We start from the raw sequence: 15,032 nt of genomic DNA, 5'->3' as shown, positions 1-15,032 counted from the left end.
CCAGCAAGGACAGCGACGGCGAGCAAAGCAATCCAGCGACTCCGACGCGTGGCCTTCACGGGGCCACGCGCCTCACCGCCGCCCTGTTGAACGAGACAAAGAGTTTTGGTCATGTGGTTTTCCGATGCCCGCCGTAGCGGGCGCAGTGGTTGTTAGTGGGCGAAAAAGAACTCGCGAGCGCAAAGAGTGTCCAGCGATTCATCGAGCACCGCACTGGCGGCTTCGTGCGAGTGGCGGCCATTCGGCCAAACGGTGTCAGGACCGGCGAGAATGCCCTTGGCCCATTCCGCTTGCACGATGGCGTCCTCCAATGCTTCTTCGTCGGGATACCACTTGCCGTCGAAGCCGAGCGCTTTCACTTCACCGAAGTATCGCGTTTGCATTGCCGCTCTCCTTTTTCCAGTGCCGCGCGCAGCGGCGAATTTTCCATTAAGCCTTGATGCCGTGCCCGCGCAGGAATTCGCGGCGCTCTGCAACGTTGGCGATTGATGCAGCACTTCGCAGTGTCGAAGCCTTCTCCATCGCTTCGGCATACTTGGCAGATTGACCGAGCAGCACCCACGAATCAAGGCTGTCTTTTGCGCTTGCCTCAATGCTTTCAGCTTCGCGCAGCAGGGCTTCTTTTTTCACGGTCGCCATCGTCGCTTCCTATCTCAGCCTGTTATCGGTACACGACCGCCGAACATGAGGTTAGTATGGTACGCATTGCGTACCATGTCAAGCGCCATTTGAACCCGTTTTACTGTTGCGCGCAGGCTTCCGATCGCTTACCAGGCGCTCGATTGCCGCGCGCGCTAGTCCGGGCAACGCGCGGAAATCCTTCGATGTTTCGGGCATGCGATAAGTTTTCAAGGCTCGCGGCGCGATTCCACTTGCGCGAGCAAGGTCATCCCACGTCAGCCCAAGCGTCTCCTTGGCCTGACGCAGAAACGCCTGCTGTTCACTTTCGTCCATCGGCAAAAATCCTCTCATTTTGTGATACGCATTGCGTACCATTCTAGCACGCGAAAACCGCGACAAACGTTGGTCTTTAGCCCGCCAGGTCAATGTGAGAAACTGCCTCGCGCTGCTCGCGATCGGATACGTCAAGGTATGGCGCTACGTGGTCTAGGTGAGAGTGGCCCAGGAGTATCTGAACCATTTCGAGCGAGTGACCGTTCGCCATCAAGCGGCTGGCAAACGTCCGCCTGCCGCTGTGACTGCTATACCCCGCCCCGAGGCCAGCAGCCCGATACAGGCCCGTCACATAGCTCTGAAGGCTGTCCGCTGCTAGGTACTCCACTACGTCACCCGCGAAATTGATGCGTCGCTTCACGCTCAACTCGAATGCGCCGCCTTTCTGCGTGACGATCAGCTTTGTTCGTGGCATCAAGCCACGGTACTCGCGACGGTCCAGTGCTGCGCCATGTCCACGGCAATAGCGCCACTCGATGTAGCGGTCGAGCGCTTCAACTGTCTTGGCGTGTGAAAGAAAAACGCAGCGCGGCCTACAACCTTTCGTAATAGCGCCCGGCAAACTGACTTCTTCTTTCTTGGTGCCCGACTTTGAAAGCACATGATGCACTTCGAGACGCGTAATCTCGGTGACGCGCATACCGCATGTAACGCCGAGCAGGAGGATGAGAGTATCGCGCTCAGGAAAGCGACTGGTCGCAGCGGTGACGCGCAACAGGTGCCTGAATTTCGCAGGTGTGAGGACTTTCGCGTGCTTGGGTTCCATTTTCGTATCTCGTAATGCGCTCACTTTCGAGCCTTGTTACGAGAGAGAAAACGCTGGGCGCTCCTTTCCAGTGTAACCCGCCTAGCCAGTCACTTCCTCGGAAAACCTGGCGCGCAGGGCAACAATCACCGGGCGGGCTTCACTGTTCGAGCAGATCAGACCGGCACTCTGACGGCAACGAGGCCGGGTCGCAGACTACATACTTCCCTTCCTTCGTCTGGTGACGTTTGCCATCAACGACCAGAGAAACGAGCGACGCGGACGGCTGGGGCGGCGGCGCAGTGGCCCCAAGCAGACCGTCCGACTTCGCCTGATGCAACAGATAGGCGGTGAGGCATCCGCCGAACGCAAGCACCACCAGGGCCGCCAGGAGACGCCACAGGCCCGCAGCAAACTTATCTTCACTATCTTCATCGTCAACCATCACTACTCCCTTTGTCGTAAATGCTGCGCCATAAAATAATTTCTCGTCGGCTAGGCAGACCGTTCTGAGACGATTCATGCTATTCACGCGTCGCCTTTTTGTCAACCATAAAAAGCATTCTCGCATGCGAGAATTCCCAAACAAAAAGCCCCGCATGTGCGGGGCTTCGACCGGGTTGCTGAGTCTATCGCTCGACTTCGTTGGTGCGCTTCAACTCCTTTTCCTGCGTTCTGTCGCTGACTTTGCCACGGCCATTCGCATATTGAACGGTAGCAACATTGCCGGGGAGGGGCACAGTATCGAGCCTGCGCGTTTCGTGGATTACACCGCTATTGCCCCCAACCGCCTGCGCAACGTGGTGCTGCGTAACGCCGAGCACTTCGCCGGTATGACGGGTAGCCGCGCCCGCAGCACTGACTTCAACTCCCACGCCCAACTGTTGCTGCATGATCGTGCGAGCGCGCGCACGGCTTTGCTCCACCGACAGCGCTATACCCTCATCAATCTGCCGTTTGACCTCCCCCAATCCTTCCTTGACGTGCAGATCGTTAAAATCGGTCAGCTTACCCTCCGCGCTGAACTGCGGAACCAGAATTCCGACCCCATGCTTGGCCGAAGCCTCGATTGCGCCCTTGAGGCCAGCGTTATCTATCAAGCCCTGCTTGTTCGGAAACCGATCATCATCGGCGCCGATGAACAATGGATTGGTCGGGTATCGCTCCTTGATAGCCGCCACCACCGGTTCAAGGTTTCCCGAGTCAACCGCCATTACCGTCGTGTAACCCGTCGCAAGATGCACGCTCGCTGCCGTCGCGTAACCCTCCATGACGATGATCGGCTCTCCCGGCTTGATTTCCCCAAGCGTGTGCATCATCCCCACTTTTTTGGCGCCCTTGGCCAGCAGCTTGTCCATAGGATCGCCCTCAGGATCGAGTTGAACCTTTTCCGGCAAAAGGGTTTGCAGGGACCAGATCTTACGATTCACATCGCGTAGCGGGATTACCGTCTTGTCGCCGTCGAATTTGACACCTATGGCTGGAACCTGCTTGCGTTCGAGATAGGTTTTCCCGGTCTCCGGCTCAGGCTTCAAATATCCCCAGCGAGCGCCGAGCCTGCGCGCCTTGTCCTGGTGTTCCACGTCACGCGCCGCGGCCCGCTTCTGAGCCTCCAGGGCGGCCACGGCCGTTTGCCGGGCCAGTTCTTCGGGAGATAGCGACAAGCCCTCACCGGACCAGTTCACTTTCTGGCCGGAGACGAAATTGTGCATGTACCCAGCCGGTTTGATTCCGTCGAGGTGCCCGACGTAAGCCCCATCGAGTTTGCCGCGCTTGCCGCCATCGAGCGGAACACGATGGATCTGGCCGTCCATGACCGGGTGCGCTTTGCCATCGCTTAGACCGTCGATCTGGAGGTTGAACGCGCGTAGCGCGTTACCGAAATCCTTGCGCGCGGCTTCTGCCAAATCTGACGGGACCGCCATGCGGTCTTTGTTAGCAGTCCATTTCGCGAACGTTGACGCGTCAAGACCTGCTGGTGCGAACCAGACTTCCGCCTTCGACGCCCATACCGCGCCTAGATCCGCAGCCTTGCGACGCTCCGCATAAGGCACGGCCAGCACAGTATCGCCAGGCACCGGCTCCGTGCCCTTTCGCGCGTCACGGATTGCCTTGATATCTATCGCCGACTCCGGGCGCTCGAATTCGGCACGATGCCGAATCATCGTGATCTGCTCGCGCGCGCGAACCTGTACGCCATTAAGTGATTCCGACGAAGCGCCCATAAGTGCGGCGGACAGCGCGCGATTCTGCAAAAACTTCTCACGCTCGCCCACGACAGCGATGTTTTCACGACGCGCAAGCCACGTCTGATCGACGTAGCCGGCTACCTGACGGCCGAGCGCGCGCTGTTCGTCACGATCATCGGTGCGCAATAACTGCTGCGCGATCGCCTCGTCCCCAAACACCTTTGCCTTGCTGAATTCCATGTAGTGCCCAACCGAGCCGAAGCGGATGCCCTTCACTTCGAATGGCGCCGGATGCCACTTGCCGAGTGGGCCGGTATCACCTATTTTCGGCTCGCTCACGCGCTCAGGCACGGCCCGGGAAACCTGGCGATCATTGTCCCGGATCAGCGACAGGCCGCCATCAATCACGACCGCGCGGCCGTTGATGAAGCCCATGTTGTCCGTTCCGCGATCGCTCCATTCGACACCGCGCGCGCGGAGATCCGCATGGAGCCTGTCCACTTCCGTCTGCGTGATGCCCTCCGTGCTCACGCGCGGCATGACTTCGTAGCGCAGCATCCCTAGCTGCCCGCTCGACACCGGTTGCAGAATGCCTTCGACATTGGGTCGCTGGGGCAAGTCGCCCATGCCAATGCGCACAACCCTGGTCTGGCCCGCGTCCAGCACAACCGATGACGCCCCACCCGTGAACGGTTTCAGATCACGAACACCGTCGCGCTGGAGCGCTTCATCCAGCGCTCTCAGGTTCACCGACGACAACACGCTTTGCGCGATTGGGTCCGCAGCGTCGATTTCGGCACCACCGACTCGAACGCGACGCGTGGCCGCTTCAAGCGCGGCCCGCAGATTCGTTCCGGTCGCGACCTCGGGCACCAGCGCTGCGCGATCGACGGTCGCGGCGACGTCCTGGGCCGCCCCCCGATCAAGGCCCGTCTCGCGCTCGATCGTGCGATCCAGGCCCATCACGTAGTCCACGATTTTCATCGCGTCCGCAGATGCCCGGAAAATTTCCGCCTTATCGTCGCGAAGCACCTGAATCCAGCTTTTCACATAAGCAGCGTGGTTCGCCGGGTCGTGCTGGACGCCGAGCCGATCACCAAGAAAGTAGCTGGCCAGTTCCGCGCGCAGTTCCTCTTTCGCGTATTCGACCGAGCCGAAACTGTTGCCGAGATTCCTGTTCAGACGGCTTTCATGGCCGCTCCAGTGGCCAAGTTCGTGCATCGCGGTGCCGTAATACGCTGCGGGCGTCGGAAACTGGTTGCGACGCGGCATATGGACTTCATCAGACATGACCGAGTAGTACGCGCGATCAGCCTGATCGTGAAGAACGCGCGCGCCGGATGCGCGCAGGATCTGTTCAGCGCGCTCCTCTGGATTCCACTCGTATTTACGCGGCTCCTTTGCCAACTCCGGCACGTTCGCAAGCTGGCTGGCGTGAAAAACCGTAAAGGACTTGCGTTGCGGGCGATCGAGCTCGACGCGTTGAGTGCGCGGCTTTCCGCTTTCATCGAGCACGGGGGCTCCGTTCTCCATCATCGCCACATCTTTGTGGAATATCCACTTTTGCAGCGCGACGCCCTTCTGGCCTCGCTTGACCTGCCAGCCGAGATCCTTTGCCTGCTTGAACGTCACCCAGCGCGGGTCATCCAACCCGTTGATCGAGGCGGCCAACGACAGAAACAACGAATTCGTGCCTCGATACGGCGCGCCCGTTAGTGCGTTGTAGGGCAGTTGCTGGGGCCGCTCGTCCCACGGCTTTTGCCACGGCGCGGTCCCCTTCTCAAGTTGCTCGATCAGCCGATCCGTCAACGCCTGATAGTAGTCAGACTGGTCCGTTTGCATGTCGCGCACGGGAGCGGCGGCAACAGTCGGCGCATCGACGTCGCGCGCGGCCGCCGGCGCCTGCGATTCAATCGCCGGAGGCGGCGCAGGCACGTCACGACCGGCAGTAGCATCACGATAACGCTGAGCGAAGTCGCGGCCCTGTGCGTCCCGCGCCAAGAGAGGAAGCGGAATATCGAAGCTATCGGGACCGTTTTGACCGACCACGTAGCCCTCGGGCGTCAGAATTTCGCGGCGCTGGAGATCATCGGCCTCGCGCGCATGGTAGCCGCCCCCAACGTCCTGCCACTGGCCCATTCCGACAGCCTTGGCGTTCAACCAGAATGAGCGCCGCACTTCGGGATCTTTCGCATGCGGTCCTGGCCGCTCGGACGATTTCGCCTTTTCCGCCCCGCGCGCCTTGTCAGCTGACCGTCCCTTACCCGACCATTTATCAAACGGCTCAGTCTTGAGTGCAGATGGCACGTAGAGTTGCTTCTTTTCCCTATCGAGCTTCGCCCCCATCCCCATTGCCGCCTTCGTTTCTTCGAAGGGAACGCTCAGATAGGTTCGCGCAAGGTCATTCTGGACGATGACCTGTTCGACGGCCGCGTGCGCCGCCTGGAACCGATGGTTTGTGATCCGCGGTTGCGCCGCCTCCAACTTCGCGCATTGCTCAAGCAGTTCTGCCGCCCGCTCCAAATCGCCCTTCGAGACTTCGGTATACGCCCACCCAGCCTGACGCATAGCCTTGTCCTGTGCAGCGGGATCATCCCATCGCCCCGTTTCGACTGCGTAGCTAAAGTTGTGCGTGCTTGTGGCGGCTTCCCGGACCAGCTGGAGCATGCTGGCGATCGTAGTGCTCGGGACTGCGTATTTATTGATCACATCATCGCTGACGGTCGTCTTGTCTGCGTTGTCGCTCATGCTCACCCCCTAGCGCTTATTGATCGGTCGGAGCGATAAGACGCCCCGCCAACGCGTCAGTTGCAGACATGGCCGGATCGCTGGCCGCTGCTGCCGCATCATCATCGCCCACCGCATCTTCATCGAAAGCACCCAGCATTTCAGCCTCGTCCGGCGACGCCACTTCGTCGGTTTCCACTGCGTTTTCGTTCTCTTTCATCACGGTCTCTCTCGAAGTTGTTGCTCGTCAGGTGCCACCGCCGTTGCCCGTATCGGACGGCATGCAGTCGATCGCCGGTATGCTCAACGCCTGCACGTACTTCTTGTTGGTAATCATGTCGCCCTGAGCGAGTGCCCACCTGAACTGGTCATCGTCATCGAGCATCGGATTCCAGGTGCCTTTTGCGACGAGTTGCGGCTTCACGCTGTCGAGCGCTGCGCGCCGTTGATCGACTTGCTGCTGCGATTCCTGGGTGAGCACGCCCTGTCCGATTCCAACGATCCACCCCTGCATCGCGTAGGTATTGGTCGGCTTCCCCGGCAACGCCACTGTCGCCTGTACGATCGGCGGCAATCCGGTGTCGTACCGGCCGGTCGGTGGAATGAGTCCGCTCTGGTACGGTTGCCAGGCGCCGCTCGTGTCCAGATAATCCGCGCCGGAGCCATCCGGCGCGACGAGCCCCAACCAGAACAGGCCGGGCGAATTTGCGTCCGAACCCGTGCTGTAGTTGATCTGGAGCGTAGCCACGTTGCCCATGCACACAACGGCTGCGCTTTGAGCATGTGCCACCACACACGCGACGGCCAATGCCGCGCCAAGAAAGAGTGGTTTCATAGATTTTCCCCGTTAAAACATGCCGCGCCCGGCACCCTTATCTTTGCCCTTGTGAATGGCCTGGTCGCGCTCCATGTCCGCGAAGCGCCACATTGCCAGCTGCCGGTTGCGATTGCCTTCCACCTCTTGCGCCTGGGCTCGCACGCGCTGGCCAACACGCAGTTCCACGGCATGACTGAGTGGCTGCTTTACCAGCGTCAGTTCGCCGCCCGTATCCACCACAACGGCGGTGTGGTCCGCTTGCGCAGCTACCGCAAGGACACGCCCACTAATCTGCCGGCCGGGCTCGCATGCGAGCGTTCGCGTCGGCTTGCCCTTCTGACGTCCGAGTTCTTCAAGCACGGGTTCTACCCCCTTATGTTCAATTGCCTCGCGCAATTCTTCGCCTTTGCGCCAGACAGATGCCAACATTGAAAAGCGGCCATCGCGCGGATCTACTCCGCGCTTGAGCCACACCAGAGCGCGCTCATCAATTGCCTTCGCGAGCGGCGCGCTCACAGCTGCAAAGGGTTGCTGCATCAGATAGTCGAGTTTGTTCAGGCGCGGCGCCTCAACCATCGACTTCAACTCGGCCGATTCGGCCAGTTCGTGGTTTCTTGCCCACGTCGCGGCGTCGCGAACAAAGTCACCGGACTGGACCGAAATGCCGCGCTCGCGCCAGACCTTAATCCGCTGCTTGAGGATCGGCGCGAGGGGATGCGTATCGGGCACGCCGTCCAGTTGGCGTGCGATCGTATCGAGGCGGTTGATCTTGGGTTCATCCACGATCGACGCCATTCTTTCGACCTTCACCCCGAGCGCAACGGTTCCCCGTTTGTGATCCTGCCCAACGAACATCGTCCCACCGGGCGTCACGTACTTGAAATCGAGCCCCATCGACGCCAGGCGCTCGGCAGACAGCACATGCCGTTTACCGGCGAGCGTTTCGATGACGGCGCTTTTCTGGCCGCGCGCGACGATCGTTGCAAGGATCGGCTCGCCGTATTTGAAGTCCGGCGCGGTAATGCCTGCGTCCGCGAAACGCACCTTGTCGTAGGCTTCGCGCGAGCTCGGAGCAAGCCGGTTTTCTCGCACGGTGATTGCGCCAGCGCGCATCAACTTCTCCTGCCGATCGGCCGCCGCGCCCCGAAACTTCTCCGCCACGGTTTGCGCGCTCAAGGGCCGCTCGATCGGCTTGCTGGACGCCATCATTTCCTTGTCCAGCAACTCCGTCGTGAGGTCCGGTCCGTAGCGATAGACGCGCGTAAACGTGCCCGTGGCACGTCCACTGTCGTCGCGTCGTGCCATCACTTCGAGCGACAGGTAATCGCCCACGCGCAGTTCGCCAGCGCCGCGCATTTTCTCTACCTTTGGCGTCTGGCTTACGAAGTGAACGAGTCCGTCGAATCCTTCGATCATCATGTACGCGCGGCCGGTCTTGTCGTTTTGCCCCGTGCCGACCAGCTTGCCAGCCACACGCTGTCCAAGTGTGCGCAGTTCCGTTGCGACCATCTGCGCACGCGGATCGGAAATGGTCTCGCGATGGAGGAACCGGGTTTTCAGTCGGTCCTCTGCAATCTGGCGCGCACGTAGCGCCGGTTCCAGATTCGCGTCAAGCTTCCACTCGTGACTGCCGACACGTTCTGCGAGCCCCATTTTCGTTAGTTCGGAGAGCCGATGAATCAACCGTAGACGCGTTTCGCGAGCCTGCTTGCTCTTTGGAATGACTGTATCGAACTGCACCACTTGCCCCTGCGCTTTTCGCGTCAGCATGCGGTCAAGGTCAGTAAAGCGCTGTTGCGCAATCTGGCGATCGAACGCTTCGGCCACATCCCGCTCCGTTCGAAAACCTAGCTCTCGCGTGGCGAGTTCTTCTGCACGCCGACGAGAACCCTCCTTGATATAGGCCGGATCGACTTCCAGCTTCTTGCCTCGCTCATCAACGCCGCGCACCGCGATATGGACGTGCGGATCGTCGGTGTTGTAGTGGTCGATCGCAACCCACTGCAAGCGCGTGCCGAGATCCTTTTCCATCTTGCCCATCAGGTCGCGAACGTGCTGACGCAGATTCATGCGATTGCCAAACTCGGGCGACACAATCATCTTGAAAAGGTGCTCGTCTCCGGCTTTTTGCCACGCGTTCAGCGTGTCGGCGATCGGGCCGGTGATCCCCTCACTCCCAAACGGTTCTACCGTCCGGCGTTTTCGCGCTTGCGCTCCGCGTCCTCCTGGAGCTTTGCCGCCCTCTCGGCTTGGGCCAACGTCTCCCCGTCGCACCTCAGAATGGCCTGCGGTTCTTCCTTGGTCCACGTCATGGTGCGCGTCACGCGACAGAAATTGTTTAAGCCGTCTGGTGTGACGTACCAGAGGGATGCTGGACAGCCTTCGCATACGGTGGAGGGATTCGGGCGGTCCTCCACGCGCAATTTCTGCAACGTCGGACTCACGTAGGGGGGTACTTTCTGGTCCTGTTCTTCGTGCTGCGTCATATCGTTCATCGTGCTCTCGCATCCGGCCAGTGCCGGGTTCGTTGAGGGTCTTGCCATCTGCGTCGCTGTCGCGCTCCAGCTGCGCGCCAACGTCCTTTTCAATTTCCGCTTCCAGGTCTTGTTCGAGCGGCCGTTCCTGGGACGACTCACGCGCCAGATACCGGCCGTGCGCACTCCACTGACCATCGCCCTTGTTCTTCGCGTAGGTCCAACGCACCGCAACGCGCTGCGAGGCCGCCGCAGAACGCGAAGTCGCGCCGGCGCCGCCCGACGCCGGCGCCGAGGGTTTGCGCCCGCCGGTTCCGTATCCGGCCCCGGAGCGCGACTTGCCGCCCCCCCGCCCCTTTCGGCCGGACGCACTAAGCACCTTGCGCAAAGCCTCCGCGGCCTTTGCGACTTCGCGGTTGTGGTGCGAGCTCCGCTTTGGCAGCTTCAGCGCGACACGGATATCGTCATCGTCGCGCCCGCCGCTTCCCTTACCAGCCATGACTTCCGCCAAAAATTGTATAGCGCTTATTATACCCTTCGAAAACAAGGCTCTCACGAACGCCCGATGGCTATTCGCCAATGAGTTAACGGCCTGGATTCGTCATACTTTCGGACTTGTTACAAAATGTTTCCCGTGTGAAATCCACCGGGAAATGCTATTCTTTCCGCCGAAAATCCTCACTTTTCCGGGATACCGCCGAAATGGATGAAACCGTAAGCAACGAACAGCTCCGGGCGCTTGCAGCGACTGGAGGCGTTCGCGCTGTCAGGATCATCGGCGTAGGCGACAGCTTCATGGTCATGATTATGACGACCGCCGGGGAAAAGACTCTTTTCGAGAGCGAGGGCAAGCGGCCGCGCGAGTGGAAACGTCTGGAGACGGTTCTTGGCTATCTGCGCGACGGCTTGGGTCTGGCCAAGGCGACCATCGAATTTGACCGCTGGACACCGAAGCAACGCAATCTGAAGTGACTGGATACGTGGAAACGTCCCAAAAAGTCGGGAATTGCTCAGAGGACAGGGGCTGGCTATACTTTCTGACACTTTTTTTGCGCATCAGGCAAAAAAATGCCCCGGTCCGGCCGGGGCGCACAAGTTACACACACGCCGCGACCGGGCATCGTGCCGATCGCGGTTTTAAAACGCTGGAAATAGAAGCACTTACGGATTCACAGGATTGCGTATCGAATAAGGCACCCTGAAAAACGAAAAGCCCGGTTCTGGAAAAACCGGGCTTCTCTTTGAGACTAGCGCAAGCAATCTAGCTGCCAACCGCAAGACACAAAACCTGCCAGGGCATTTGTGTATTGGGTTCGATTCTAGGAATCGGCAGCTTTGTTGTCAAGCACTGGTCGGGGTTCGCTCGCACTTTTTTTTGGAGCGTGCATGCAGAGCTTGACGACCGACGTGCCGGCTTACCCGCCGGCCGTTCTTCGCGCCTATACGGCCGTTTTTCAACACCCTTTCTTCAAAGGGTTGACCTCAAAATCCCGCGAAGTTCTCGGGGAAATCGTCATCAGACTGAAGTACAACGACGCTACGCAACCGATCTGGTTCAAGCGGGAAAACGTTGCTTCGAAACTCTCCTGCGACCGCAAAACCCTCTATCACGCCCTGAACAGGTTCGAGGCAATGGGGCTCATCGTGCGCGAGGAACAGGACATTAGCGCCGAGGGCTTTTACCAGTGCGCACGCATCGCCGCGACCCAGCTGCTGGCCGACCTCCTGGCCCTCCCCTACCCCGGCTCCACCTCATTCGCGAAAACTTATCCACAAGCGCCGCAATCAGCTGAACCTGACCGTGGGGAAAAAACGGAATCCAATAACGGGGGGGTAAACAATGTTTATAACAAACAACCCCCTGGGAATTCCTCAAACACAAACCGCCGTACCCCGCCTGCAAAGCAAAGTCTTTGGGCTGACCCCGCTTTGCAGCTGCTTCGATCGAGCGGCCTTTCTGCGCCGGGCGTTTTCGCGCTGATGAAACTCTGCAAAGAACACGGGAAGCAAAGGCTATCCACGATAGTCGAATGCCTGCGCGTACAAATCGAGCGTTTGCGCAGTAGCGACCTGTTCGCCTATCTTCGGGCGTGCATCCAGTCCCGAACCGATTTTGCTCACCGGTACGCGGAGGGCGCTGCGGCGCGGGAAGCAGACGCCAAAAAAGAACGGCGACGCCAATTCATCGCCACTTATGCGGGGCGTCACCTTGTGGCAACGACCGGCAATTTCGTGGAAGTTTTCGACGGTGCCTGCGCGATGCACCGGGCCGATGGCACTTACCTGGGATCGTCAGCGCTGCAATCCGTATTTGAAGCCTACGAGGCCGGTCTACTCACGCCGCGCTAGTTCTCGCATGCGAGAATAAAATAAATGTTGACGAAAAGGTGACGCGTAGCTAATATTATCCCTGTTGTGAGACGAGCGTGCTCACCTTACTTGCGAGACGATAAATGAAAGAGCGTCGCATGAAAATTTTCGTCGTGGCGAACCAGAAAGGCGGGGTAACGAAAAGCACGACCACCGCGCACCTGAGTTTTCACGCTGCCTCACAGGGCAAGCGCGTGCTGGTTGTCGATATTGATGAAGGCAGCGTATCGAGCGTATTTGCACCGGTCAAGGATGACGGTCAATACCTGCGCGCGAGCCAGCTGTTCGAAGAAACGCCCCCTAGCCTGACGCCGCGGCCCGTCCGCGAAAACATCGACCTGATCGAAAACGACGTCGCGTTGCATAACATCGACGCTCTCTCGGTAGATATCCTGATTGACATTGAGGATGAATTGGAGAAGGAAAACGACAAGATTTCGTTCGACACGCTGCGCGAGCGTTTCGGAAAGCTCATCGCCCCGCTCGACCGGAATCTTGTTGCGAACTCGCTCAAGCGGTTCGAAAACGACTACGACATTTGCATCATCGACACGCCGCCGAACCCGAGCAATCGCCTCCTGGGTGCGCTGACGGCCGCCGACGCGGTGATCGTACCAATCGACCTGGAGCGCGTCACGATCGAGCGTATCCCGCTATTCGAAAAGACGCTGATGAACATCGCGAAGGATCGCCGCATGCGCTGGCAAGACCTTCTCCTTGGCTACCTGCCCAGCAAGTTCGACGTGCGCTCAAAGAAGCAGAACGCGAACCTGGAAGCGCTCCGCGCCGACAAGAAAGCCGCGGTGTTCCAGCAGGTGATCGGCGTGCGTTCGGCGATCCCCGCAGCGTTGACCAACGGCAATCCCGTCTGGATCAACGCCCGCAGCGGCGCACAGCGCGAGGCCGCCAAAGAGATGCGCGCAGCGTGCGAAGAAGTGTTCGCACGATTCAACCGAATTTAAGAAGGGGAAAACATGGGACTCAGGGACAAAGGTGTGCGTAGTCTCGCGGACTACCAGGAAGCGCAACCCGGCGAACTCATCGAGGAAATCGACCCGGCACTGGTAGACGAAGCGCCGCAGATCCGCACGGTGTTCAACCCGGAGCGCGACGCGGAATTCGCCGAAATCCTCAAGCGTCAGGGCCAACAGTCTGCCGTGATTCTTCGGCCGAACCCCGAGCAGCGTGGTCGTTACATCGTGGTTTACGGGCACCGCCGCCGGCGCGCGTGTATCGCGAACCAGACCATGCTCAAGGCCGTTATCCGCAACATTACGGCCGAGGAAGCATGGGTGATCCAGTGGTCGGAAAACATCGACCGCGAAAATCTCACCGCACTCGAAATCGGGCGCGCAATCCAGAGCAAACAGGAAGAATTGGGTTCGCTGTCCGCCGTTTCCGAGCTCACGGGCAGAACCATTGCGTGGCTGTCCAAGTACCGGCGGTTTGCCGAAGCCTATGACGCGGAAGGCCCGGCACACGACTTGATCGACAGCGGCGTGACCGTCAGCGTCGATACGGTGACGGAAGTGTATTCCCTGCAAACGCGCAGCGAGGCCGGCGCGCAAGCCGCGGCCCAGCTGGTTGAGGAAGTGAGGGCCGACCCGCTCATCAAGGTCCGCGATCGCGTGCGAGAACTGAGCGACGATGCAAAGGAGCAGGACGGTAAGCCGCGGAGCAAACCGCGGAAAGAGAAGCCGGAGGCTCCGGCGGACGACGCCGACACGCCCCGCTCGCCGAAGCCCAGCGCAGCGCCCGGTTCGATCAACGATCTCCTGATGACTGTCTACATGAAGCTCATCGAAGAAAAGAACGGAACCGTGCGCAAGGCAATGAACGCGATCGGTGAGGAAGGCAAGGAGAAGATCGAGCGTGCGCTGAAACGGTTCTATTCCAAGGGACACACGACGACGGCGGCCGATTACAGCAGCGTGGTTGTCGCCAACCTGGCTGATGGTACGTTCGGGCAGGATGGCGCAGGGCTCTTTCACATGATCGCTTTCATGGAGGGCAAGCTGGGCGAGAAGGACGGCTTCGAGCTGTCCGACATTCTCAACAAGGCGAAGGCACAACCGGCTGACGGCTGACCGACAACCCGATCTGATGCAACAACTGGCCAGCCTTCGTGCTGGCCTTCTGGACATTCAATATGGCAAACATCGACGCATACGACGCGCCTCTCATGAACGGTAAGGAGTTCGAGGCCGCGATAAAGGATCGGCGTTTTTCGGACGACAACAAGGCAGCGGCGCGAACTGTGCTCTGCGAAGGCCGCAATGTCGCCGCCGTCGCCAACGAGTTGGGAATCCAGCGGCAGCAATTGCATCGAGTCGTTGATGCGATCTACAAGGCGCATCTGGAAGCAAACCAGTTTCCGCCGGACTGGATCACGGCCACGGTGGTCGGGCCGGTCGAGGAAATCAGCAAGTTTAAGGAACGCATGCAAGAGCAACTGCGAAAGTCGCGCGCCAAGGCGCGAAGATAGCCCGTTCTCGCATGCGAGAACAAACAACAAGGCCCGTGCCCACCCAGCACGGGCTTTTTTTCGTCCCCCGTTCTTTGCCGCCCATCCAGCCGTGCCGATGGCACGGGGAACAACGACACGTTCCGCTCCTGGGGGCTTGCGCCCCCGCCGCTTGGGCGCCCCCAAGTGCGGGCCGCTCTCGCGTCCCGATGGCGCGCTCTCGCGCGAATGACCCAACCCCTCTCTTTTCTGGAGCAACACGCGGCTCCAGCGCGTAACCGATCCCCTGACT

The 15,032-nt window shown here is 59.8% G+C and carries 14 protein-coding genes; 5 read left to right on the top strand and 9 right to left on the bottom strand.

Annotated features, from left to right (window positions below):
- Window positions 1-152: 152 nt before the first annotated feature.
- From LDO54_RS34290 to LDO54_RS34250, 9 genes are all read right to left on the bottom strand, one after another.
- A complete protein-coding gene (locus tag LDO54_RS34290; RefSeq protein ID WP_224016734.1) occupies window positions 153-383 on the bottom strand; it encodes a hypothetical protein in 231 nt (76 codons plus the stop codon).
- Window positions 384-429: 46 nt separating this feature from the next.
- The gene (locus LDO54_RS34285) at window positions 430-639 is read right to left on the bottom strand and encodes a hypothetical protein (protein WP_224016731.1); all 210 of its coding nucleotides are present in this window, start codon (window positions 637-639) and stop codon (window positions 430-432) included.
- A gap of 78 nt (window positions 640-717) precedes the next feature.
- Window positions 718-954, bottom strand: coding sequence for a hypothetical protein (locus LDO54_RS34280; protein WP_224016728.1), 237 nt, complete (start codon window positions 952-954; stop codon window positions 718-720).
- A gap of 76 nt (window positions 955-1,030) precedes the next feature.
- Window positions 1,031-1,720 (bottom strand): tyrosine-type recombinase/integrase, encoded by a 690-nt coding sequence (locus tag LDO54_RS34275; RefSeq protein ID WP_224016726.1) that lies wholly within the window; start codon window positions 1,718-1,720, stop codon window positions 1,031-1,033.
- A 139-nt stretch (window positions 1,721-1,859) separates the two neighbouring features.
- Window positions 1,860-2,222 (bottom strand): hypothetical protein, encoded by a 363-nt coding sequence (locus LDO54_RS34270; protein WP_224016724.1) that lies wholly within the window; start codon window positions 2,220-2,222, stop codon window positions 1,860-1,862.
- Window positions 2,223-2,328: 106 nt separating this feature from the next.
- Window positions 2,329-6,636 carry a zincin-like metallopeptidase domain-containing protein gene (locus LDO54_RS34265; RefSeq protein WP_224016722.1) on the bottom strand — a complete coding sequence of 1,436 codons (4,308 nt, stop codon included), beginning with the start codon at window positions 6,634-6,636 and terminating at the stop codon, window positions 2,329-2,331.
- Window positions 6,637-6,652: 16 nt separating this feature from the next.
- Entirely contained in the window at window positions 6,653-6,835 is a 183-nt protein-coding gene (locus LDO54_RS34260) for a hypothetical protein (RefSeq protein ID WP_224016720.1), read from the bottom strand.
- 27 nt (window positions 6,836-6,862) lie between these two features.
- Window positions 6,863-7,450 (bottom strand): hypothetical protein, encoded by a 588-nt coding sequence (locus tag LDO54_RS34255; RefSeq protein ID WP_224016718.1) that lies wholly within the window; start codon window positions 7,448-7,450, stop codon window positions 6,863-6,865.
- A 12-nt stretch (window positions 7,451-7,462) separates the two neighbouring features.
- Entirely contained in the window at window positions 7,463-10,405 is a 2,943-nt protein-coding gene (locus tag LDO54_RS34250; RefSeq protein WP_224016716.1) for a DUF3363 domain-containing protein, read from the bottom strand.
- Between the two features lie 203 nt (window positions 10,406-10,608).
- On the opposite strand from LDO54_RS34250, the gene LDO54_RS34245 reads away from it, so the two are divergent.
- From LDO54_RS34245 to LDO54_RS34225, 5 genes are all read left to right on the top strand, one after another.
- Window positions 10,609-10,878 (top strand): hypothetical protein, encoded by a 270-nt coding sequence (locus LDO54_RS34245; RefSeq protein WP_224016714.1) that lies wholly within the window; start codon window positions 10,609-10,611, stop codon window positions 10,876-10,878.
- Window positions 10,879-11,292: 414 nt separating this feature from the next.
- Window positions 11,293-12,255: a hypothetical protein gene (locus LDO54_RS34240; protein ID WP_224016712.1), complete on the top strand. Its 963-nt coding sequence runs from the start codon at window positions 11,293-11,295 to the stop codon at window positions 12,253-12,255.
- Window positions 12,256-12,374: 119 nt separating this feature from the next.
- Window positions 12,375-13,238 carry a ParA family protein gene (locus LDO54_RS34235; RefSeq protein WP_224016710.1) on the top strand — a complete coding sequence of 288 codons (864 nt, stop codon included), beginning with the start codon at window positions 12,375-12,377 and terminating at the stop codon, window positions 13,236-13,238.
- Between the two features lie 12 nt (window positions 13,239-13,250).
- The gene (locus LDO54_RS34230; RefSeq protein ID WP_224016708.1) at window positions 13,251-14,363 is read left to right on the top strand and encodes a ParB/RepB/Spo0J family partition protein; all 1,113 of its coding nucleotides are present in this window, start codon (window positions 13,251-13,253) and stop codon (window positions 14,361-14,363) included.
- A gap of 62 nt (window positions 14,364-14,425) precedes the next feature.
- On the top strand, window positions 14,426-14,761 hold the full coding sequence (locus LDO54_RS34225) for a TrfB-related DNA-binding protein (RefSeq protein ID WP_224016705.1): 336 nt from the start codon (window positions 14,426-14,428) through the stop codon (window positions 14,759-14,761).
- Window positions 14,762-15,032 lie beyond the last annotated feature (271 nt).

It is taken from the genome of Paraburkholderia tropica (assembly GCF_914484835.1).
Lineage (GTDB): Bacteria > Pseudomonadota > Gammaproteobacteria > Burkholderiales > Burkholderiaceae > Paraburkholderia > Paraburkholderia tropica_A.
The sequence above is the reverse complement of the archived record's forward strand: the minus strand, read 5'-3'. Positions and strand labels throughout refer to the sequence as shown.

Bases quoted from the DNA above. Each gene is read 5' to 3' on its own strand.
- LDO54_RS34290 (WP_224016734.1), bottom strand. From the start codon at position 383: ATGCAAACGCGATACTTCGGTGAAGTGAAAGCGCTCGGCTTCGACGGC.
- LDO54_RS34285 (WP_224016731.1), bottom strand. From the start codon at position 639: ATGGCGACCGTGAAAAAAGAAGCCCTGCTGCGCGAAGCTGAAAGCATT.
- LDO54_RS34280 (WP_224016728.1), bottom strand. From the start codon at position 954: ATGGACGAAAGTGAACAGCAGGCGTTTCTGCGTCAGGCCAAGGAGACG.
- LDO54_RS34275 (WP_224016726.1), bottom strand. From the start codon at position 1,720: ATGGAACCCAAGCACGCGAAAGTCCTCACACCTGCGAAATTCAGGCAC.
- LDO54_RS34270 (WP_224016724.1), bottom strand. From the start codon at position 2,222: ATGAATCGTCTCAGAACGGTCTGCCTAGCCGACGAGAAATTATTTTAT.
- LDO54_RS34265 (WP_224016722.1), bottom strand. From the start codon at position 6,636: ATGAGCGACAACGCAGACAAGACGACCGTCAGCGATGATGTGATCAAT.
- LDO54_RS34260 (WP_224016720.1), bottom strand. From the start codon at position 6,835: ATGAAAGAGAACGAAAACGCAGTGGAAACCGACGAAGTGGCGTCGCCG.
- LDO54_RS34255 (WP_224016718.1), bottom strand. From the start codon at position 7,450: ATGAAACCACTCTTTCTTGGCGCGGCATTGGCCGTCGCGTGTGTGGTG.
- LDO54_RS34250 (WP_224016716.1), bottom strand. From the start codon at position 10,405: ATGGCTGGTAAGGGAAGCGGCGGGCGCGACGATGACGATATCCGTGTC.
- LDO54_RS34245 (WP_224016714.1), top strand. From the start codon at position 10,609: ATGGATGAAACCGTAAGCAACGAACAGCTCCGGGCGCTTGCAGCGACT.
- LDO54_RS34240 (WP_224016712.1), top strand. From the start codon at position 11,293: ATGCAGAGCTTGACGACCGACGTGCCGGCTTACCCGCCGGCCGTTCTT.
- LDO54_RS34235 (WP_224016710.1), top strand. From the start codon at position 12,375: ATGAAAATTTTCGTCGTGGCGAACCAGAAAGGCGGGGTAACGAAAAGC.
- LDO54_RS34230 (WP_224016708.1), top strand. From the start codon at position 13,251: ATGGGACTCAGGGACAAAGGTGTGCGTAGTCTCGCGGACTACCAGGAA.
- LDO54_RS34225 (WP_224016705.1), top strand. From the start codon at position 14,426: ATGGCAAACATCGACGCATACGACGCGCCTCTCATGAACGGTAAGGAG.